The following is a 19,992-nucleotide window of genomic DNA, read 5'->3' on the forward strand; positions in this document are numbered from 1 at the left end:
GGTCACCCCGATTCCCCGGTCTCGGTCCCCCTGTCGGAGCCGCCCGTCGTGGACCCGTTCGAGGCGCTGTCGTCGGCGGCCTCCTCCAGCTCCCCGACGACACGGGTGGCGTCGTCACGGTCGTCGACCGTGATGGTGTTCCTCAGCAGCTCCTGGTCGGCGTCGGAGAGCGACGTGACCTGGAGGTCGGTGGTCTCGACCTCGTCGGAGAGGCTGATGCCCGCGATGTCGGTGTCGATGCCCTGGTAGACGCTGACCGTCTCCCCGTTCGGGGACAGGCCCACGTAGAACTGGCTGTCGACGTACTGGCGGCCGAAGTAGTACCCGCCGCCCGCGACCAGGGCCACCACCACGATGAAGACCACGATGATCGGCCACCAGCTGCGGGTGCGGTACTCGGGTTCCGCGTCCCCGCCGCGCGAGGGCGGCGCGTCGTAGTCGTCGCGGGTGTCGTAGGGGCGCTCCTCGTGGGGGGCGCCGTAGGCCTGGCCGGGCTCCTGCTTCGGGAGATCCTCGCGGACCGGGTCCAGTTCGGCGGTGTCGCCGCCGGCGCCGCGCAGCTCCTGGGCCCGTCTGGCCGGGCTGGTCTCGTTCGGCCCCGTCGACTCGTCGCGCTGGTCGGCCGCGCCCACCGTCTGGGAGGCGCCGGTCGGTCCCTCGCGGTCGGTGTCCGTCTCGATGACGTCCGCGACGACCGCGGTGATGTTGTCCGGGCCGCCGCCGCGGATCGCCAGCTCGATGAGCTTCTTGGCGGCGCCGCGCGGGTCGGTCTCTGCGACGAGGGTCTCGTGGATGGTCTTCTTGCTGACCACACCGGACAGGCCGTCGGAGCAGAGCAGGTAGCGGTCGCCGACCTTCGCCTTGCTGATGGAGATGTCCGGGTCGACCGGGGTCTTGCCGTCCAGCGCGCGCAGGATCAGGGACCTCTGCGGGTGGGTGGCGACCTCCTCCTCGGTGATCTTGCCCTCGTCGACGAGGGTCTGCACCAGGGTGTGGTCGTGGGTGATCTGCTCGAAGCGCGGTCCGCGCAGCAGGTAGGCGCGCGAGTCACCGATGTGGATCAGGGCGACCTGCGAACCCGACCACAGCATGGCGGTCAGGGTCGTGCCCATGTTCTCCAGCTGGGGTTCCTGCCGGATGCGGATGGCGAGCGACTCGTTGGCGCGCTCGACCGCGCGCTGGAGGACCTCGGCCATCTCCTCGGCCCTGGGGTCGTCCTGGGTGTCGAGCTGGCGGATGGACGAGATGGCGATGGAGCTGGCCACCTCACCGCCCGCGTAACCGCCCATGCCGTCGGCTACCGCGAGGAGGTGTTGGCCGGCGTAGCCGGAGTCTTCGTTGCCTTCGCGGAGGCATCCAACGTCGGAGTACGCCGCGTATCGGAGAGCGATTGTCATTTGCGCAGTTCCAGGACGGTTTTGCCGATACGGATGGGCTGACCCACCGTGATGGGCTGGGGGCGGTTCAGCTTCTGCTGGCCGAGGTAGGTGCCGTTGGTGGAGTTCAGGTCCTCGACGAACCAGCGGCCGTTTTCGGAGTAGACGCGCGCGTGGCGGCCCGAGGCGTAGTCATCGGTGATGACCAGCGTCGAGTCGGGGGCGCGGCCGATGAGGATGGGCTGTGAGGCCAGGTCGACCGTGGTCCCCGTCAGCGGGCCCTGGGTCACGGCCAGGACCGTGGGCTCGTTGCGGCGGGGACGCTGGGGTCGGGCCTGGGAAGACGACGGCGCACGGCGCTGGGCCGGGCGCGGTGCGGAGGGGCGAGGCTTCTTCCGAGCCTTCTTCTTCGACTGACCGAAGAGGTCCGTGCGGATGACGCCGACCGCCATGAGGACGAACAGCCAAAGCACCGCGAGGTACGCGATCTTGATCAATATGAGGGTCAAGTTGGACATCGAACTGCTCTTCAGCCCCTGTCGTGCTTCGGCCGGGGTGGCGGTCATCGGCGCCGCCACCGTTTCTGCCCCACCTTCGAGTCGGTGAGTCTGGGTCGCTGGTCCGCGGCCAGGGCGCGGACATTCTGCCCGATCGGTCAGGTCATCGCGGAGACTACCCTCCCGGCCGGAGTTCCGACACAGGTCCATACCAGGCCTGACTCGGACATCGACCTTTCAGACGCCGAATCGGGGCGGTTGGTTGCGGTCCGGTTCGGCCAGATCGTCCGACTGCTCGGGGCCGGGCGGTCAGTCCCGGCGGAAGGTCATCGTGGTACGGCCCAGGCTGATCCGGGTCCCGTCCACCAGCCTGGCCTGCCTGACCTGCTGTCCGTTGACGAAGGTCCCGTTCGTGGACCCCTTGTCCTCCAGGATGACCTCTTCGCCGTCGACCCGGATCTCCACGTGGTGACGTGAGACACCGTTGTCGACCAGGCGCAGGTCGCAGTCGGTGCCGCGACCGAGCAGGGTGACCGGTGTCGTCAGTTCGAAGGACTGCTGCATGCCCTGGCTGGCGATGTTGCCCTCGGCGGTCGCGCCGCCCGGGGAGATCAGCAGACGGGGGCGGCCGGTCTGGCGCGGCCCTCCGCCCGGTCCCGGGTCACCGACGGGCTGGCGGACCTCTCCGTCCTTGACCATCGTTCCGCGGACGACGCCCGAGCGGATGCGGAAGCGACCCGTCTTCAGACCCTCGTCCGACCTGAACTGGACCCGCACCGGACCGACGAAGGAATAACCCTGTTCGGTCGCGTAGTCACGGGCCAGCTTGGACAGTTCCTGGCCGAGGCTGTCGGCGTAGACTTCCAGGCGCTCCTTGTCACTGGCCGAGAGCTCGACGATGAAGTCGTTCGGAACCAGTGTGCGTCCCTGGGCCACGATCGCGGCGCGCTCGTCCATCTCACGCTGGACCGCGCTCGCGACCTCGACCGGCTGGAGCTCAGACTTGAAGGCCATCGCGAAGGTGCCTTCGATCATGCCCTCAAGCCTGCGCTCGAAGCGTTGGAGCACTCCCACGAGGTACCTCCCTTGTACTCCACTCCGTATGTGTAGACGATCGTAACCGGGCCCGGGTGCCCCTGGTTTCAGGCGCACCCCCGTCAGGGCCCTCCGGGAGCCCTGATCCGGGCCCGCGACAAACGGTGTGCAACCCGCCTTCAAGCCGTGCTAGCCTTGTTCATGTCGCCAGGGGGAACAGGCAAAACGCCCGGATCACCTGGCAACACAACTTCATGCAGCACCACCTGCGCGGGTGGCGGAACGGTAGACGCGCACGGTTCAGGTCCGTGTGTCCGAAAGGATGTGAGGGTTCAAATCCCTCCTCGCGCACTCAAGTATGAACGACCCTGGTCGCAAGCTGAGCTTGCTCCCGGGGTCGTTTTCGTTGTGCCCTGTGGGGGGCGACCCCCACACCCCCGGTGTATGAACGGCCCTGGTCACAGGCTGAGCTTGCTCCCGGGGTCGTTTTCGTTGTGCCCTGTGGGGGGCGACCCCCACACCCCCGGTGTATGAACGGCCCTGGTCACAGGCTGAGCTTGCTCCCGGGGTCGTTTTCGTTGTGCCCTGTGGGGGGCGACCCCCACACCCCCGGTGTATGAACGGCCCTGGTCGTTGGCCCAGGGCCAGCGAGGAGGGCCGTGTCCGGGGGAACGCCCGAGCTCACCCCGATGTGGCGCCCGGCCTTCGGCCACCGGCCCCGTCGCACGCCCGTGGCCCGGCTGGTCCTTCGGCTCTCCGGGCGGTGGTCGCGGGCAGGACGCGTGGCAGAACCTGCCTTCCGGCGCCTGGTCGACCGGGGTCTCCGGTCCCCGCGATTCTGTCGGAACCCCGGGCGTGGCGGGGCTTTCGGTTGGCACGGGCGGCGGGATTCGGGTAGCCCCAAGAGGCCGGGGAGGCCTACTAACGATCTTCGATCGTTAGGTCGGGGGCCGGATACGGACACCGGAGGCGGCGGCGTCCACGCGAATGGGACACTCCGGGCGTGGGAATCATCGAGAGACTTCATGACATCGGGCGTCCGCTGGTCGCCGAACAGCTCGCGCACCCGACGGTCGCCGGGATCTCCCGGGGCGACCTCGACGAACGGGCCTTCCGCTACTGGCTGGAGCAGGACCACCTGTACCTGCTGGACTACGCGCGGGCCTTCTCCCGTCTGGCCTGGCAGGCACCGGACGGACACCTCGCGGACCTGATCGGGATCGCGCACAGCACCCTGACGGAGGAGCTGGAGCTGCACCGTTCCCTCTCCGGGGAGTTCGGCGCCGACCTGGGCACCAAGGAGAAGGGCGCCGCCTGTGAGGCGTACACGTCCTGGCTCCTGGACGCGGCGGCCGACTACCGTGACGGGCTGGCGGCCGTCTACCCCTGCATGTGGGGCTACAACACGCTGGGGCTCGAACTGGCCGAGGCCAGGCCCGCGGACCCCAGGTACCAGCGGTGGATCGACACCTACGCCGACCCGGCCTTCACCGATCTGACCAGGAAGTACGGGCGCATGCTGGAGGAGGCGGAGCCCGACCCGGCGAGGGCGGAGCGCTTCTTCCTGGAGGGCATGCGCCACGAGGTGGCCTTCTGGGACACCCCCCACACGTAGACGAGGAGGGGCGGACCGGGTCCGCCCCTCCTGTGTCCGGGGTCTACGGGTTGAGGACCGTGTGGACCTCGTCGAAGCGCTCGATCTCGCAACCGTCGCGCTTGTTGAACTCGGTGTCGATCTCGGTGCCGTTCACGTGCCCGGTGACACGGGCGACCTCGGGGCCGCCGATCTGCAACGTGCACATGGAGTCGCTGGTGTCGAGGGTGAAGGGTTCGGCCCCGACCTCCTCGATCTCGGCGCAGGCCGCCTCGGGGTCGGGGTGGTCTCCGCCGACGGGGGCGCAGGTGAGCGTCCACTCGCCCTCGACGAAGCCCTCCTCGGCGGAGAGGGCGTCGTCCTCGGACAGGGAGCGTTCGATCACGAGTTCCACTTCGGCGGACTCGTCGGGGGTCGTCTCGTTGGCGGCGGTCTCGTCGGGGGCCGGTGCGTTCACCTCGGTGGGCTCGTTGCCGCAGGCCGTGATGAGCAGGCCAAGAGCTGCGAGTGCGGCGAGGCGGGCCGGCAGGGCCGTTGCGAAGGTGTGCTTACGCATACTGGTTGGACGGAGGGCCCGGTTCCCGGGTTCCACCGATCTTCGATTTTCAGTACACACCTGACACAGGGGGTCACCAACATGTTCGGTGAGCAGGTCGCCGAGGTTCTCGTCAACGACGTGCCGGAGGGCGCCTACCTCCTCGACGTCCGCGAGGACGACGAGTGGCGGGCGGGGCACGCGCCCGGCGCCGTGCACATCCCGCTGCGGACGCTGGGGGAGCGCGCGGGCGAGGTCCCGAAGGACCAGAGGGTCTACGTCGTCTGCCGTGTGGGCGGACGGTCCGCCCAGGCGACCATGGCGCTCAACCAGGCCGGTTGGGACGCGGTCAACGTCGCCGGGGGCATGCAGGCCTGGCAGCACGCCGCCCGTGACATGGCCGCTGAGGGCGAAGGTGAGCCCACGGTCATCTAGTGGTCACGCTGTGACGTGAGAGCCGTCGAATTTGGTCGGATTGTGCGAAGCCCCGACACGTGGGGCCCCACGAATGGCACTATGACGTCGTGAGTTCCGACCGCGCGCCCCTCAGTGCCGAAGCAGTGCTGGCGTCCTCGGTGGACGCGGTCATCGGCGTCGACGACGCGCTGCGGGTCACCGTCTGGAACCCGGCGGCCGAGCGGATGTTCGGCTGGCCCGCCGCCGAGGTGCTCGGCGGCGAGCTGCCGATCATCCCCAAGGAGATGCGGCCGGAGCACGGCGCGGTGCTGGAGCAGGTGCGCAACGGGACCCCGTTGACGATCTTCACCCGCCGCATGCGCAGGGACGGCACCGCCGTCGACGTGCGGGTCAGCACCGGTTGCGTGCGGGACGCCAACGGCGACCACGCCGGGTGGGTGCTGGTGCTCTACCCGAGCGAGAAGGAGGTCCAGGCGCAGGCCTCCGCCATGGAGCGCGCCCGTCTGGTCCGGCGGCTGACCGACGTGGTCGCGGACATCAACGCCGACCTCAGTCTGAAGTCGGTCCTGGACCGCATCATCAGCAGCCTCACCGAACTCACCGGAGCCGACGCGGGCGGGTTCGTCCTGCTCAACGAGAACCGGGTGGAGCTGGTCAGCCTCACCCACCTGTCGGAGGAGCTGTACGGGGTCAGCGCGCCCCTGGAGTCCAGCCTGTTCGGTGAGCTGTTGCGCAGCGGCAAGTCCGTGCTGCTGGCCAACAGCGCCACCCGCAGCCTGGAGGACCTGGTCTGGGCCGACCTGCCCGGGCTGCACACCATCGCCCTGTGCGTGTCCAACGTGCAGGGCCGCCCCTACGGCGCCCTGTACGCGCTGTACAGCGAGCGCCGGGTGGGGCACGTGGAGCTGGAGCTCCTCGAACTCCTGGCCGAGCACGCCGGGGTGGCCATAGGCAACGCGATGGCCTACGAGGAGCTCAAGGTCCAGCGGGCCAGGGAACAGGCGGTGTCGGACTCCAGTGCGGACGGCATCGCGGTGCTGGACTCCACCGGCAAGGTCCGCAAGTGGAACCGGTCGGCGGCGGAGCTGACCGGGTACTCGTTCGAGGAGATGGAGGGGCGGCACCCGCCGTTCCCGATACCGGCCGCGCACGGTGAGCCCGTCAAGCACAAGAACGAGGGCGGCCGGTGGCTGGAGATCCTCATGGCGCGGATCCCCGACACCCACGAGTGGGTGGTGGACTTCCGCGACATCACCGCGCAGAAGGCGCTGGAGGAGGAACGGGAGTTCTTCCTGGCCAGCACCGGGCACGAACTGCGGACCCCCGTGACGGTGATCCAGGGGTACGCGGCGCTGCTGTCCCGCAAGGGTGAACGGCTGGGCCCGGAGGGCCGCCAGGAGGCGAGCGAGATCATCCTGGACCGCGCCCGTTCGCTGGCCAAGCTGGTGGAGCGGCTGCGGTTGGGGTCGGACGTGGCCAGCGGCGAGATGACCGTCGACAGGGTGCCGTTCGACCTCGTGGAGCTGCTGGGCCAGTCCGTGGCGGCCTTCCGCCCGCTGGCCGAGCGCCAGGAACTCATCCTGGACTCCGGCGGCACCCTGTGGACCGTGGGCGACCCGCTGGTCACGGGGATGGTCATCGACCAGCTGCTGGAGAACTCACTGAAGTTCTCGCCCAGCGGTGGGACCGTGCGGGTCACCGTGCAGGAGGACGAGGACGTCGTCACCATCCACGTCGACGACGAGGGCATCGGTATCGACCCCGGCGACGAGGAGCGGATCTTCGAACGGTTCTTCCAGAGCGGTGAGCGGGGTGACCGCCGGGGGTACAGCGGGCTCGGGATCGGCCTGTACATCGTGCGCCAGCTGGTGCGGGAACAGGGCGGTGAGGTGACCGCGCACCGGATGGGTACCGGCACGCGGATGCGGGTCACGCTGCCCCGGCACCAGGGTGAGGACGCCGAGCTCGGCGCCCTGGTGTCCGAAACGCCGCGGAGAAGGGGAGAGCCGGAGGTCTTCCCGGCAAAGGCGTAGAACGGACACGGCGACACACGGAAAACCACAAAAACCTCAACCGACCCTCAAGCCCTGTCACGTCGGAGTTGTACGCGGTCGTGGAGGGGGCCCTCCCCGTGGATTCGCCCACATGCTGGTTTCCCCTGCGGGGGATCGGGGCATTTCCACCCCTGGTGGAATTCGCTGGCACACTTCGGGCGAGTTCCGGGCCGACCGAGAAGCACGAACTCGCGGGGACGAAAGCTGTGTCAGGAGACAACGCCGCACACGACGACGGGGGCCGCGACGCGCCCCGGAAGGTCGAGCGAAGCGTCATCCTTCCCTATGTTCCCGAGAGCGTCACCGGCGCCAGACGGGCGCTCTGCGCGGACCTGCGCGCCCTGGAGGTCGGGGCGGACCGGATCGACGACGCGGCCCTGATTCTCAGCGAACTGGTCAGCAACGCCCTCAGACACGCCAGCCCCCTCCCGGACGACACCGTGGGTGTGTGCTGGCGGGCCGAGGTCGGCCACGAGGGCCCGGACGAGAACTGGCTGGAGATCTCGGTGCGCGACGGCGGCTCCAGCACCATGCCGCGGGTGTCCCGGCCCGCGCTGTCCGGCCTGGGCGGCCGGGGTCTGGGCATCGTGCAGTCCCTGGCGGGCCGCTGGGGCACCGAGATGGACGCCACCACGACCACGGTCTGGGCGGTGGTGGAGATCGACGGGGAACCGGCCGGGGTCGCCGACGACCTGCCCGCCTCCTCGGAGGCGGGGCGCGTCCGCGCGTACGCCGCCGACGTGGTCGAGCTCGACCTGGGAACGATGGAGGGCCAACCCGCCTGGAGCGTCCTGCCCTGACCGGAGCGCACCGGTCTGATCCGCTTTGAGCTGGGCTTTTCGTGGTTCCGGGCGGAGGAACGTGACCGATGTAGCGAAACGCCGCCAACGAGGTGGCCTGGCCCTGGCGTGGACGCTACAGTCACGACTGTGGAGTTGAAGATATCAAGCCGATCTCAAGATGACGTCGCAGTGGTAACCGTGGGCGGTGAGATCGATCTGTACACGGCACCCCAGTTGCGCTCCGAGCTCGTCGAGTCCCTGGAGCTGGGGGCACGGCGCCTGGTCATCGACATGTCGAGGGCGGAGTTCTGCGACTCGACCGGGATCAGCGTCCTGCTCTCCGCGATGAAGCGTTCCCGCGACCGGGGCGGGGACCTGGAGCTCGTGGCGCCCAAGCCGGCGGTCATGAAGGTCCTCCAGGTCACCGGTCTGGACGAGGTCTTCGTGATCCATCCGGACATCGACGCGTCGCCGGTGGCCGCGGGAACCGGGACGGCGCAGTAGCCGGGTGAGCGTGGCACGAGGAGCGCCCCAGGGGCCGACGGACGTGGCGGTCGCCGTGGTGATCGCCGCCAAGAACGAGGACGACCGCATCGGCGCCACCGTCGTGGCCGCCCACACGCTGCCCGGGGTCGACCTGGTCGTGGTGGTCGACGACGGTTCCACCGACCGCACCGCCGACCTCGCCCTGGAGGCGGGGGCCCGGGTGCTCAGGCACGGCCGCAACCGCGGCAAGGGTGCGGCGATGCAGACCGGTGCCGAGGGTGTGCGCCGGATGGAGGTGCGCGAGGCGGACGAGGGTTCGGCCCGCGTCCCGCGCCATCTGCTCTTCCTCGACGCCGACCTCGGGGAGACCGCCAAGGACGCGGCACCCCTGGTCGAGCCGGTGCTCGCGGGCACGGCGGACATGACCATCGCGCTGTTCCCGGCCACCCGACTGCGTCTGGGCGGGCACGGATTCGTGGTCCGTCTGGCCCGGGAGGGTGTGCGCAGGTCGACCGGGTGGGAGCCCGAGCAGCCGCTGAACGGTCAGCGCTGCCTGAGCCGCGCGGCCTTCGAGGCGGCCCGGCCCCTCGCCCCGGGGTTCGGGGTGGAGACCGGGCTGACCATCGACGTCCTGCACGGCGGCTTCCGGGTCATGGAGGTCGAGGTCCCGCTCGAACACCGCGCGACCGGCACGGACCTGCGGGCCCAGCTGCACCGGGCGCACCAGTTCGTCGACGTCGCCCGAGCCCTGACCGCCCGTGAGCTCCGGCCCGCGCTGCGCCGGACCTGGCGGGGCGTGACGGCGGGAGACGGCGGCCGTCGGCGTGAACACTCCCGAAAAACCGGGCACATTACTCGCAAAAATCGCCAAGAGTGACCCCATGGCTGCGATGCGTGGGGATACGCTCGCGCTGTGTTCACTACCACCATCGCATCCATCGCACTGTTCGCCGGGCTGGCCGGGCTCGCCCTCGGTGTGTACGCGCTGTTCCGGACCGCTCAGGTCCGCGGTGAGTACCAGGTCCTGGCCCAACGCGCCCTCGCCGTCAACACCTCGGGGGCCGACCCACGCGCGGTCCGCGACGTGGCCGTCCTGCACTACGACGCCCTGGAGGAGATGTCGGGCGCCCGCTCCTTCTCCCTGGCCATGCTCAACAGCCACGGTGACGGCGTGGTCGTCACGTCCATCAACGGGCGCACCGAGACCCGCACCTACGCCAAGGCCGTCACCCGGGGCGAGGCGGACCACCTGCTCAGCCCCGAGGAGTACCGGGTGATCCGCTCGGCGCGCCTGGGCAACGGGATCGGGGCCACGCTGCCCGACCCCGCTCCGACGGAGGCCTCGGACGATTCGGCCGCCGACACACCGGACGAGGGCGCGGAGGCCCTGGTCACGGTGGTCCAGGGGCCCGATGGCCAGCAGGACGACGCCGAGGGCGCCGCCGACCGGACCCAGGGATCCGGGGAGACCCACGGGCCCCCGGCGCCCCGACCGGAGAAGTGACCACCCCGGCCCACCGGCTGCGTATAGCCTGAACAGCATGCCCAACCGCTACGCCTACCTCGGCCCCGAGGGCACCTTCACCGAAGCCGCCCTGCGCGATCTGCGACCCGAAGCCACCGACGAAGCCCGCGTCCCGTGTGACGGCGTGGCGGCGGTCTTCGACGCGGTCCGCGCCGGGGACGTGGACGGCGGGGTCGTCCCGCTGGAGAACTCCGTGGAGGGCGGGGTCACCGCGACCATCGCGGAGCTCATCAACGGCGAACCGCTGCTCATCACCGGTGAGACCGCCGTGCCCGTCGAGTTCGCCCTCTTCGTGCGGCCCGGGACCGCGCTGGAGGACGTCAAGCGGGTGGCCACGCACCCGCACGCCCTCGCGCAGTGCCGGGGCTGGCTCTCCCGCAACCTGCCCGACGCCGACACCCACACCGTCTCCTCCACGGCCGCCGCCGCGCGCGCCGTCGCGGAGCCGGGAGCCCCCTACGACGCCGCGATCTGCGCGGTCATCGCGGGGGAGCGCTACGGGCTGCACGCCCTGGCCACCGGTGTGGGCGACCGCTCGGACGCGGCCACCCGCTTCATCTACCTCTCCCGCGCCGGGGACCTCCCCGAACCCACCGGCGCGGACCGGACCTCCCTGGTCGCCTTCATCACCGACGACCAGCCCGGCGCGCTCATCGAGGTGCTCAACCAGTTCGCGGTGCGCGGCGTGAACCTCACCCGGCTGGAGTCGCGCCCCACCGGCGACGGCCTCGGCAGCTACTGCTTCTGCATCGACGCCGAGGGGCACGTCTCCGAGGCCCGCGTGGGCGAGGCACTCATGGGCATCCGCCGGGTCTGCCGGGACGTGCGCTTCCTGGGCAGCTACCCGCGCGGCGGCCGGGACACCGGGACCACCCCCGCGATGCGTCCCCGCCCGGCCACCGACGCGGACTTCGCGGAGGCCGAACTCTGGCTCGCCCGGGTCCGCGCGGGCGAGACCGCCTAGGCGAACGCGGTCAGGTGGCCTCGACGGGGGCGGTCGGCTCCTCCTCGAAGAGCCACTCCTCGGCGGCGGCCCGGCGCAGCTCCAGGTACAGGGCCAGCCGCAGCGCGGTGTCCTCCGGGCGCGCGTCGTCCAGGGCCTCCAGGGCTTCGGAGAGTTCCTCGGTGGTCATCTCAGCCAGCGGTTTCACGACTTCTCCCCCACGGTCGGCGTGCCGCTCGGGGGCTCGCGCTCCCCGTTCGGTCCTTCGATGGAGATACGGGGCCGGAGACGGTTCATGACGTGACTGTCGGCAAAAGATGTGGGGCCGACCTGGGGTGGGCGGTAACCTGCAAGACGTGATCGACCTTCGCGCTCTTCGAGAAGACCCCGAACGACTCCGTGCATCGCAGCGGGCCCGCGGTGAGGACCCCGCCGTGGCCGACCGGCTGCTCGAACTGGACTCCAGTCGGCGCTCCGCGCTGACCCGGTTCGAGACCCTGCGCGCCGAGCAGAAGAGCGTGGGCAAGTCCGTCTCGAAGGCCTCTCCGGAGGAGCGCGAGGAACTCCTGACCCGGGCCAAGGCGCTCTCGGTGGAGGTCAAGGAGGCCGAGGCCGAGGCGGGACGGCTCGGGGACGAGCTCGACGCCGTGCTGGCGCGCGTGCCCAACCTCGTCGAGGAGGGCGCCCCCGAGGGCGGCGTGGACGACTTCGTGGTGCTGGAGACCGTGGGCGAGCCCCGCGAGTTCGACTTCACCCCGCGCGACCACCTGGAGCTGGGCGAGATGCTCGGCGCCATCGATATGGAGCGCGGCGCCAAGGTCTCCGGTTCCCGCTTCTACTTCCTCACCGGTGTGGGCGCCCAGCTGGAGCTGGCGCTGCTCAACATGGCGATGAACCAGGCCGTCGGGGCCGGTTTCACCGCGATGATCCCGCCGGTGCTGGTCAAGCCCGAGACCATGGAGGGCACCGGCTTCCTCGGTGAGCACTCCGACGAGGTCTACCACCTGCCCGCCGACGACCAGTACCTGGTGGGCACCTCCGAGGTGGCGCTGGCCGGGTACCACGGCGGCGAGATCCTGCCCGCCGACGCGCTGCCCAACCGGTACGTGGGCTGGTCGTCCTGCTTCCGCCGCGAGGCCGGTTCCTACGGCAAGGACACCCGGGGCATCATCCGCGTCCACCAGTTCAACAAGGTGGAGATGTTCGTCTACACCCGCCCCGAGCAGGCGCACGAGGAGCACAAGCGGCTCCTGGCCTGGGAGCGGGAGATGCTGGACAAGCTCGAACTGCCCTACCGCGTGGTCGACATCGCCGGCGGGGACCTGGGCACCAGCGCGGCCCGCAAGTACGACTGCGAGGCGTGGGTTCCGACCCAGGAGACCTACCGCGAGCTGACCTCCACCTCGAACTGCACCGAGTTCCAGGCCCGTCGCCTCAACGTGCGCTACCGGGACGAGGACGGCAAGCCGCGCTTCGCCGCCACCCTGAACGGCACGCTCGCCACCACACGGTGGATCGTCGCGATCCTGGAGAACCACCAGCGCGCGGACGGCTCCGTGGTGGTCCCCGAGGCCCTGCGGCCCTTCCTGGGCAAGGACGTCCTCGAACCCGTCCAGGCCCCCAGGAGCAAGAAGTAGGCAGCATGACGGAGCCCGCCCCCCCACGTGGGGGGGCGGGCTCCGTCACGCGTGGTCCTACAGGTAGGGGCCGGACCCCATGTGCGGGTGGTCCTCCTGCGGTTCGGCGCCGGGGCCGCCCTGGGCCTGGAGCCCGGACACCCCCGGGGGGAGCGCCTTGCGCATGTTCTCCAGCTGCGCCCGGGCCGCCATCTGCTGGGCGAACAGGGTGGTCTGGATGCCGTGGAAGAGGCCTTCCAGCCAGCCCACCAGCTGGGCCTGGGCGATCCTCAGCTCCGCGTCGCTGGGCGCGGCACCCTCGGCGAACGGCAGGGTCAGCCGCTCCAGCTCCTCGATGAGCTCGGGGGCGAGCCCGTCCTCCAGCTCCTTGATCGAGGAGGTGTGGATCTCCTTCAGACGGGCGCGACTGGCCTCGTCGAGCGGGGCCGCCTTCACCTCGTCGAGGAGCTGGCGGATCATGCTGCCGATCCGCATCACCTTGGCGGGCTGCTCCACCATGTCCGCGAGGGTGCGCGGCTCGTCGGAGCCGTCGTCGTCCCCGTTCCCGTGGCGGTCGTCGGTCCCGACCACCAGGACCTGCGGTTCCTTCTGGTCGTCTGCGTTGCTCATCGATCCCCTAGTTCGGCTGTGTCCGGCACGCTGTCAACGGGTGAGAAGGATCTTGCCTGTGTGCGCGCTCGATTCCATCACGCGGTGCGCCTCCGCCGCGTCCTCGATCGGCAGTGCGCGGTCCACGACGGGGCGGATGGTTCCTTCCTCTACCAACGGCCAGACCTGCTCCAGTACTCCCGAGACGATGGTCGCCTTCTCCTGGGCCGGGCGGGAGCGCAGCGTGGTCGCCTGGACCGAGAGGCGTTTGACCAGCATGCGGCCGAGGTCGACCTCGGCCGCGCCGCCGCCCATCAGCCCGATGATCACCAGGCGGCCGTTGGTGGCCAGGGACCGCAGGTTCCCCTCCAGGTAGGAGCCGCCCATGATGTCCAGGATCAGGTCCGCGCCGCCCTCGGCCCGCAGGACCTCGGTGAAGTCCTCGGTCCGGTAGTTCACGGTGATCTCGGCGCCGAGCTCGCGGCAGCGCGCCAGCTTCTCCTCGCTGCCCGCGGTGACCGCCACCCGGGCGCCCAGAGCCTTCGCGAACTGGACGGCGAACGTGCCGACCCCGCTGCCGCCGCCGTGGACGAGGACGGTCTGTCCGGCGCGCAGACCGCCGACCATCACGAGGTTGGACCACACGGTGCAGGCCACCTCGGGCAGCGCCGCCGCGTCGGTCAGACTCACGCCGCGTGGCACGGGCAGGAGCTGGCCGACCGGGACGGCCACCCTCTCCGCGTACCCGCCGCCGGTCAGCAGGGCGCACACCCGGTCCCCGACGGACCAGCCGGTGCCGTCGGTGCCGGGGCCCAGTTCGGCGATGGTGCCCGAGCACTCCAGGCCCGGGTACTCGGAGCCGCCGGGAGGCGGGGGGTAGAAGCCCTGGCGTTGGGACACGTCCGCGCGGTTGACCGCGGTGGCCGCCACGTCCACCAGGACCTCGCCCTCCCGGACGACGGGATCGGGGACCTCGGACCAGGCCAGGACCTCGGGGCCGCCCGGTTCGGTGATTCTGATCGCGTGCATGGGGCCGACAGTACCCAGACTCGGGACGGAAGGGGAGGAGGGTTCCGGGGATCACTCTGTTCAGAGCGCCGGGGAGGATGCTTTTCTGGTGCAGCACGGGTATGAGAACCCCGAGGGCCCCACCCCCGCAACCCGGCGGGACCCTTCCTCCACAGAACACCCCTCGACGCAGGAGAGCCCCGGTGGCACAGCAGGAACAGAACGGGTCGGCAGCCGAGCCGGAGCCGCACGAGCGGACGGACTGGCACGGGACCGACGACTCGGCGGAGGTCGAGGACGCACCGGGTTCGCCCGCGCCCACTCCCAGGGAGCAGTGGTTCGGCGGGTTCGAGGGCGCGGCGCCGCCCCCGCCGCCGTACGCGCGCCTTCCCGAGGACACGCCGCCGCCGACCCCCGGCACGGCCTTCCGGGCACCGGCGCCGGAGGACGACGCGCCGGACGAACCCGCGGAGGAGCCCGGCGACACGGTCCGGCTGTTCCCGGGCGCCCGCGACCGGCGGCCCCGGCCCTCCGGCCCGTGGCAGGAGGAACGCCGACCCCAGCGCCCCCAGCGCCTCGGGGGGCCGACGGAGGAGCGGGACCCGTTGGCGCCGCGCGGGATCCCCGGCGACTCCGACGTGCCCGAACCCGAACAGCTGCCGCCGCTGGAGGCGGAGCGCGCCGAACCCCCGGAGCGGGAGCCTGCGGGGCCCTGGGCCGGTCCCGCCCCGGTCCCGGAGGCCGACTCTCCGAGGGCGGCGAACCCGCAGTGGGGGCCGCCGGGGCTCTGGACGGCGCCGGAACCCCCCGCCCCGCCAGCCTCCCTGACCGGGCCCCGTGACACCGGGCCTCGCGAAACCGGGCCCGCGGCCCAGCCGTGGAGCGGGAGCCAGGCACCGGCCCGCCTGCCCGCGACCCCCGCCGACCATGGGGAGACCTCCGACTCCCTCAGTGCCGCCACCCTCGTCCGCAACCGTCGCTACGGCCCCACCGGCGGGTGGCGCCGGGCCGTGCACAGCGCCAGCCTCGGCCTGATCAACCCGGGCGAGTCCCCCAAGGTGCTGCGCGAACGCGAACTCGTGGCCCGCGCCAGTACGCCGGTCGCCTCCGGACACCACCGGGTGGCGGTCCTCAGCCTCAAGGGCGGGGTCGGCAAGACCACCACCACGGTCGCCCTGGGCGCGACGCTGGCCTCGCTGCGCGGGGACCGGGTCCTCGCGGTCGACGCCAACCCCGACCGGGGCACGCTCTCGGACAAGGTGCGCCTGGAGACCGCGGCCACCATCCGCGACCTGCTCAACGAACGCCACCTGGTGTCGCGCTACGCGGACATCCGCGGCTTCACCTCCCAGTCGCCCAGCCGACTGGAGATCCTCGCCTCCGACCGCGACCCGGCGGTCTCGGAGGCGTTCAGCGACGCCGACTACCGCGAGGTGGCCCGGATCGTCGAGCACTTCTACTCCATCTGCATCACCGACTGCGGCACGGGACTGCTGCACGCCGCCATGCGCGGGGTGCTCGGCCTGGCCGACCAGGTGGTGCTGGTGAGCTCGGCCTCCGTGGACGGGGCGCGCAGCGCCAGCGCCACCCTCGACTGGCTGGACGCCCACGGGCACGGGGGACTGGTGCGCGGCGCCGCCGTGGTGCTGTCCATGGTCCGCTCCAACAGCAAGAGCAGCGTGGACCTCAACCGGCTGGAGGAGCACTTCGCCGGACGCTGCCGGTCCGTCGTGCGGGTGCCCTGGGACGGTCACCTGGAGGAGGGAGCGGAGGTCGACCTGGAACAGCTCGCCCCCGCGACCAGGGACGCCTATCTGCAACTGGCCGCGAACGTGGGGGAGGCCTTCGCGCGCTGAGAGGACGCGCGGGCCCTCCCTCGCCGGTTTACCGCCGCCCGGTCCCGACAATGGAGGTGAGGGGAAGAGGTGGACATGAACGCACAGGAACGCCCGCCAGCGGTCATCGCGGGGGTGGACGGCTCACCGATCGCGAGAGCGGCGCTGGCCTGGGCGGCGGACACCGCCGCCGGGTACGGGCGGCAGCTGAGGATCGTGCACGGCCTCGGCCTGCCCGTCGTGATGGGGACCATTCCCTCGTCGGAGCGGTACCAGTCCGGCGACGAGGTCCGGGAGGCCGGGCACGCGCTGCTCACCGAGAGCGCCGAGTACGCCCGCGGAGTCCACCCCGAGGTGGACGTGGCCACGGTGCTCGCCTCGGAGGACGCCCCGGAGGTCCTGCTCGACGAGGCCCGGCACGGTGACGTCATCGTCGTCGGCTCCCGGGGGCTGGGCGCGGTGCGGGCGATCATGCTCGGCTCGGTGAGCCTGCGCACCTCCTCCCACGCCCCCTGCCCGGTGGTGGTCGTCCCCGAGGCGGCCCCGGAACCGAGGGGCAGGCTGGTGGTCGGGGTGGACGGCTCGGAGTCCTCGCGCCGGGCGCTGCGCTTCGCCCTGGAGCACGCGTTGACCACGGACGCGGAGGTGGTGGTGGTCAACAGCTGGGAGGTGCCGCTACCGGAGGACCGCACCGACGGTCACGAGGAGATGTTCGACCGCCAGTCCGAGGAGGTGGTCGCCGGGGTGCTGGCCGAGGTGATCGACGACCGGACCCAGGCCCTGGAGATCAGCGCGGTCCGGATGCAGGCCGACCCGGTGGACGCCCTCCTGGAGGCCGGTGAGGGCGCGGACCTGATCGTGGTGGGCTCCCGAGGGCGCGGAGGTGTGCGGGGCCTGGTGATGGGCTCCACCAGCCAGGGGGTCCTGAGCCGGGCGCACGGCCCCGTCGCGGTGCTCCCGCCGCACTCCGACGACTGATTCCCTGTGCCGTTCACGTGTGTTCGCGCCCGACTCGGTGATGATGGTGAACAGAGGGAACTCGTCTCTAGGGGGAACCATGTCAAGCAGACACGAACGTCCCGGCAGGGTGGTCGTGGGGGCGGACGGATCGAGCCACTCACGGGCGGCCCTCGAATGGGCGGCGGCCGAGGCCGTGCGCCGGGACGCCGAGCTCCACGTGGTGCACGCGCTGGGGATGCCGCTGATCGTGTCCGCCTACGGCGGGCCGAACCGGTTCGAGCCCACCGACGAGATCTCCGGGCAGGCCACCACGGTCCTCACGGAGGCCGTCGAGCTGATCAGTGAGAAGCAGCCGTCCGCGCGGGTCGAGACGATCACCGCCCTGGAGGAGGCGCCGCTGGCGATGATCCGGGACAGCCACCCCCACGACCTCATCGTGCTGGGCACCCGTGGCCTGGGCGCCTTCGCGTCGATGTTCGTGGGTTCCGTGAGCGTGCGCGTGTCCGCGCAGGCCCCGTGCCCCGTGGTGGTGGTCCCCTCGGACGGCAGGGGCCATCCCGCCACCACGAAGCTGGAGCGGATCGTCGTCGGGGTCGACGGGTCCAACCCCTCCCGACGCGCCCTGGGCCTGGCGGTGGACCTGGCGGCCGAGACCGACGGTGAGCTGGTCGTGGTCAACAGCTGGGAGGTCCCCTACCCGTACGACCCGATCGCGATGACGGCGGCCGGGCACCAGCCGCAGGAGAACATCTTCGAGAAGCAGTCCGAGGAGCTCGTCGCCGAACTCCTGGCCGAGGCCATGGACGAGCAGCGCGAGGACGTGAACATCGAGGTCACCGTGGTGCGGACCCAGGCAGGGCCGGTCGACGCGATCCTGGAGGCCGCCGAGGGGGCCGACGCCATCGTCGTGGGTTCCCGCGGCCGGGGCACCATCCGGGGGCTCCTGCTGGGCTCCGTGAGCCAGGGCGTGCTGCACCACGCGAAGATCCCCGTGGTGGTGCTCCCCAAGCACGCCGACGAGGACGACTAGCGAAGGGGCGGCCCCAGGGCCGCCCCTAGCTCTCCACCTCGGACCTTCGGGAGCCGCCGCTGGCCAGGACCCAGACGCCGCTCACCACGAACGGCGCCAGCATGAAGAAGTAGACGGTCCAGGACCCGCCCAGGCTGGGTACCAGCACGGCCAGGGCACCGGCCGTGAAGACGATCCCGAGGGTGACCCACAGGATCTTCTGTCTGGCTGTTCCGATCGTCCTCACCCCGAACTTCCGTGTGTGTCACCGGTGTCGAACCGGTCACCCTCCGGCATACCGAACCAGAGCCGCCCCAAACCCCCCGGTGGCGATCTGTCGACAAAGCGACAGGTGCCTACCGGTCTTCCTGGCGGTGCGCCCGTCTGGCCACGATCCATCGGGTGACGAGCGGGCCCGCGAGTCCGCCCACCCCACCGGCCACGGCTCCGTAGACCCAGGGGGGCCATGCGGTGAGGAGGCCCAGGGGGACGCCGACGGCGAGCATGGAGACCACCATCGCGATGAACAGGGTGAGCGGCGCCGCCACGGGGGAGTCGGACTCGGCCATCAGGTCATTCCGTTCGCTGGTGTGTGGTCTGATCAGTGCGCGGATTGCCGGTGCCCTCCCCGCGCGCCGGGGACACCGCCCTGTTCACGATGAAGGTGGTCCCGGTGCCGCACAGAGCGCCGACGGTCACTCCCACGACCCAGGTCGGTGGGTCGAACACCCAGTGGACGAGGACGCTGACGGAGACCGCCCCGAACAGGAGCAGCACCATCGATCCCGTGGTCGAGACGTGAAGGACGCGGTCTCTCACTGGCTCTCCTTCTGGCCGGGGACTGGGCCAGAAAGATAGCGCGGGAGCGACCCCGTGTCCTGGTCCGGATCCCCTGCGGCGCGGGGGTCCCGGCAACGGCGAAGGCCGGTGGGCTGGTCCCTGCGGACCAGCCCACCGGCCTTCTCTTCTGCGGAGGGTATGGGATTTGAACCCATGAAGCCCCGTCAAGGACTTGGTGCTTTTCAAGAGCACTGCACTCGGCCGCTATGCGAACCCTCCCGGGGAGAGGAGCCCTCTCCGCCAGACATGGTAGCCCACGGCGGGGACGGGTTCGCGGGAGTATCCGGGGTCGGCCGGGGGTGGCGCACCGGGGTTACTCGTGAGTAACCTTGGGGGTATGCAGAAAATGGACGCCGAGACGGCGGAGATGGTCAAGTCCGGGTTCCTGGCCTCGGTTCCCTTCGCGCGCACGCTGGGTGTGACCTTCACCGACCTGGACCACGGGCGCGCCGTCATGCGGCTGCCCGACAACGCCGACCACCACAACCACGTGGGCGGCCCGCACGCGGGCGCCATGTTCACTCTGGCCGAGTCGGCCTCGGGCGCCATCGTGATCGGCACCTTCGGGGACCAGCTGGAGCGCGCCGTACCGCTGGCGGTCAGCGCCGAGATCAACTACCTCAAGCTCGCCATGGGCGACGTGACCGCCGAGGCCACGCTGGGCCGGTCGCGGGAGGACGTCGTCGCCGAGCTGGACGAGGGCAGGCGCCCCGAGTTCCCGGTGGAGATCGAGCTGCGCACCGACGACGGCACTGTGACGGGCCGGATGACCGTGCTGTGGACCCTGCGCCCCAACCGCGGGTAGCCGTCGACTGTCGGTGCCCCTGGGTACGTTGACCGCAGACAACGACCGGGAGGCGCAGTGAGACTA

23 protein-coding genes and 2 tRNA genes are annotated in these 19,992 nt (G+C 71.0%); 14 read left to right on the forward strand and 11 right to left on the reverse strand.

Features of this window, described 5'->3' with window-relative positions:
• Positions 1–2 precede the first annotated feature (2 nt).
• The 3 genes from AC0VYL_RS00325 to AC0VYL_RS00335 form a co-directional block, all read right to left on the reverse strand.
• Positions 3–1,397, reverse strand: a complete 1,395-nt coding sequence (locus AC0VYL_RS00325) for a Stp1/IreP family PP2C-type Ser/Thr phosphatase (protein ID WP_475457642.1) — start codon at positions 1,395–1,397, stop codon at positions 3–5.
• Positions 1,394–1,894 (reverse strand): FHA domain-containing protein FhaB/FipA, encoded by a 501-nt coding sequence (locus AC0VYL_RS00330; RefSeq protein WP_475457645.1) that lies wholly within the window; start codon positions 1,892–1,894, stop codon positions 1,394–1,396. Before AC0VYL_RS00330 ends, AC0VYL_RS00325 begins: the two co-directional genes overlap by 4 nt.
• A gap of 288 nt (positions 1,895–2,182) precedes the next feature.
• Complete coding sequence (locus AC0VYL_RS00335) at positions 2,183–2,947, reverse strand: FhaA domain-containing protein (protein ID WP_475457647.1); 765 nt, start codon at positions 2,945–2,947, stop codon at positions 2,183–2,185.
• A gap of 229 nt (positions 2,948–3,176) precedes the next feature.
• On the opposite strand from AC0VYL_RS00335, the gene AC0VYL_RS00340 reads away from it, so the two are divergent.
• Together AC0VYL_RS00340 and AC0VYL_RS00345 are read left to right on the forward strand one after the other, a co-directional pair.
• Positions 3,177–3,259: transfer RNA gene (locus AC0VYL_RS00340), tRNA-Leu, on the forward strand.
• 652 nt (positions 3,260–3,911) lie between these two features.
• On the forward strand, positions 3,912–4,523 hold the full coding sequence (locus tag AC0VYL_RS00345; protein ID WP_475481979.1) for a TenA family protein: 612 nt from the start codon (positions 3,912–3,914) through the stop codon (positions 4,521–4,523).
• Between the two features lie 43 nt (positions 4,524–4,566).
• Here the strand turns inward: AC0VYL_RS00345 and AC0VYL_RS00350 are convergent, their stop codons facing one another.
• A complete protein-coding gene (locus AC0VYL_RS00350) occupies positions 4,567–5,058 on the reverse strand; it encodes an SSI family serine proteinase inhibitor (protein ID WP_475481980.1) in 492 nt (163 codons plus the stop codon).
• An 81-nt stretch (positions 5,059–5,139) separates the two neighbouring features.
• Between AC0VYL_RS00350 and AC0VYL_RS00355 the strand changes: the two genes are divergently transcribed.
• From AC0VYL_RS00355 to pheA, 7 genes are all read left to right on the forward strand, one after another.
• Positions 5,140–5,472: a rhodanese-like domain-containing protein gene (locus tag AC0VYL_RS00355; protein WP_475457653.1), complete on the forward strand. Its 333-nt coding sequence runs from the start codon at positions 5,140–5,142 to the stop codon at positions 5,470–5,472.
• A gap of 89 nt (positions 5,473–5,561) precedes the next feature.
• Positions 5,562–7,487 (forward strand): sensor histidine kinase, encoded by a 1,926-nt coding sequence (locus AC0VYL_RS00360; RefSeq protein WP_475457656.1) that lies wholly within the window; start codon positions 5,562–5,564, stop codon positions 7,485–7,487.
• A 227-nt stretch (positions 7,488–7,714) separates the two neighbouring features.
• Positions 7,715–8,308, forward strand: a complete 594-nt coding sequence (locus AC0VYL_RS00365; protein WP_475481981.1) for an ATP-binding protein — start codon at positions 7,715–7,717, stop codon at positions 8,306–8,308.
• 129 nt (positions 8,309–8,437) lie between these two features.
• Positions 8,438–8,794 (forward strand): STAS domain-containing protein, encoded by a 357-nt coding sequence (locus AC0VYL_RS00370; protein WP_378743335.1) that lies wholly within the window; start codon positions 8,438–8,440, stop codon positions 8,792–8,794.
• Positions 8,795–8,804: 10 nt separating this feature from the next.
• Complete coding sequence (locus tag AC0VYL_RS00375; RefSeq protein ID WP_475462892.1) at positions 8,805–9,653, forward strand: glycosyltransferase; 849 nt, start codon at positions 8,805–8,807, stop codon at positions 9,651–9,653.
• Positions 9,654–9,689: 36 nt separating this feature from the next.
• On the forward strand, positions 9,690–10,280 hold the full coding sequence (locus tag AC0VYL_RS00380) for a DUF4446 family protein (RefSeq protein ID WP_475481982.1): 591 nt from the start codon (positions 9,690–9,692) through the stop codon (positions 10,278–10,280).
• Positions 10,281–10,317: 37 nt separating this feature from the next.
• Positions 10,318–11,265, forward strand: a complete 948-nt coding sequence (pheA, locus tag AC0VYL_RS00385) for a prephenate dehydratase (RefSeq protein WP_475457662.1) — start codon at positions 10,318–10,320, stop codon at positions 11,263–11,265.
• A gap of 10 nt (positions 11,266–11,275) precedes the next feature.
• On the opposite strand, the gene AC0VYL_RS00390 is transcribed toward pheA, so the two are convergent.
• The gene (locus tag AC0VYL_RS00390; RefSeq protein WP_475457665.1) at positions 11,276–11,452 is read right to left on the reverse strand and encodes a hypothetical protein; all 177 of its coding nucleotides are present in this window, start codon (positions 11,450–11,452) and stop codon (positions 11,276–11,278) included.
• A gap of 148 nt (positions 11,453–11,600) precedes the next feature.
• Here AC0VYL_RS00390 and serS point away from each other — a divergent pair, with 148 nt between their 5' ends.
• Positions 11,601–12,881 carry a serine--tRNA ligase gene (serS, locus tag AC0VYL_RS00395; RefSeq protein WP_475481983.1) on the forward strand — a complete coding sequence of 427 codons (1,281 nt, stop codon included), beginning with the start codon at positions 11,601–11,603 and terminating at the stop codon, positions 12,879–12,881.
• A gap of 57 nt (positions 12,882–12,938) precedes the next feature.
• Here the strand turns inward: serS and AC0VYL_RS00400 are convergent, their stop codons facing one another.
• Together AC0VYL_RS00400 and AC0VYL_RS00405 are read right to left on the reverse strand one after the other, a co-directional pair.
• Positions 12,939–13,490 (reverse strand): bacterial proteasome activator family protein, encoded by a 552-nt coding sequence (locus AC0VYL_RS00400; RefSeq protein WP_378743345.1) that lies wholly within the window; start codon positions 13,488–13,490, stop codon positions 12,939–12,941.
• A gap of 33 nt (positions 13,491–13,523) precedes the next feature.
• Positions 13,524–14,498: an NAD(P)H-quinone oxidoreductase gene (locus AC0VYL_RS00405; protein ID WP_475457669.1), complete on the reverse strand. Its 975-nt coding sequence runs from the start codon at positions 14,496–14,498 to the stop codon at positions 13,524–13,526.
• Between the two features lie 182 nt (positions 14,499–14,680).
• Here AC0VYL_RS00405 and AC0VYL_RS00410 point away from each other — a divergent pair, with 182 nt between their 5' ends.
• From AC0VYL_RS00410 to AC0VYL_RS00420, 3 genes are all read left to right on the forward strand, one after another.
• Complete coding sequence (locus tag AC0VYL_RS00410) at positions 14,681–16,333, forward strand: MinD/ParA family ATP-binding protein (RefSeq protein WP_475481984.1); 1,653 nt, start codon at positions 14,681–14,683, stop codon at positions 16,331–16,333.
• Between the two features lie 75 nt (positions 16,334–16,408).
• Positions 16,409–17,290 (forward strand): universal stress protein, encoded by an 882-nt coding sequence (locus AC0VYL_RS00415; RefSeq protein WP_475481985.1) that lies wholly within the window; start codon positions 16,409–16,411, stop codon positions 17,288–17,290.
• Between the two features lie 79 nt (positions 17,291–17,369).
• A complete protein-coding gene (locus AC0VYL_RS00420) occupies positions 17,370–18,302 on the forward strand; it encodes a universal stress protein (protein WP_475457672.1) in 933 nt (310 codons plus the stop codon).
• Between the two features lie 25 nt (positions 18,303–18,327).
• Here AC0VYL_RS00420 and AC0VYL_RS00425 read toward each other — a convergent pair whose 3' ends face one another.
• The 4 genes from AC0VYL_RS00425 to AC0VYL_RS00440 all read right to left on the reverse strand — a co-directional run bounded on the left by AC0VYL_RS00425 (position 18,328) and on the right by AC0VYL_RS00440 (position 19,340).
• Complete coding sequence (locus AC0VYL_RS00425; protein ID WP_475457673.1) at positions 18,328–18,528, reverse strand: hypothetical protein; 201 nt, start codon at positions 18,526–18,528, stop codon at positions 18,328–18,330.
• A gap of 109 nt (positions 18,529–18,637) precedes the next feature.
• The gene (locus AC0VYL_RS00430) at positions 18,638–18,850 is read right to left on the reverse strand and encodes a hypothetical protein (RefSeq protein ID WP_475457674.1); all 213 of its coding nucleotides are present in this window, start codon (positions 18,848–18,850) and stop codon (positions 18,638–18,640) included.
• A gap of 4 nt (positions 18,851–18,854) precedes the next feature.
• Positions 18,855–19,100: a hypothetical protein gene (locus AC0VYL_RS00435; RefSeq protein ID WP_475481986.1), complete on the reverse strand. Its 246-nt coding sequence runs from the start codon at positions 19,098–19,100 to the stop codon at positions 18,855–18,857.
• Between the two features lie 151 nt (positions 19,101–19,251).
• Positions 19,252–19,340: transfer RNA gene (locus AC0VYL_RS00440), tRNA-Ser, on the reverse strand.
• 127 nt (positions 19,341–19,467) lie between these two features.
• Between AC0VYL_RS00440 and AC0VYL_RS00445 the strand changes: the two genes are divergently transcribed.
• A complete protein-coding gene (locus AC0VYL_RS00445) occupies positions 19,468–19,926 on the forward strand; it encodes a DUF4442 domain-containing protein (protein ID WP_475483438.1) in 459 nt (152 codons plus the stop codon).
• The last annotated feature ends 66 nt before the right edge of the window (positions 19,927–19,992 follow it).

The sequence above is a fragment of the Nocardiopsis sp. iso_238 genome, assembly GCF_056173325.1.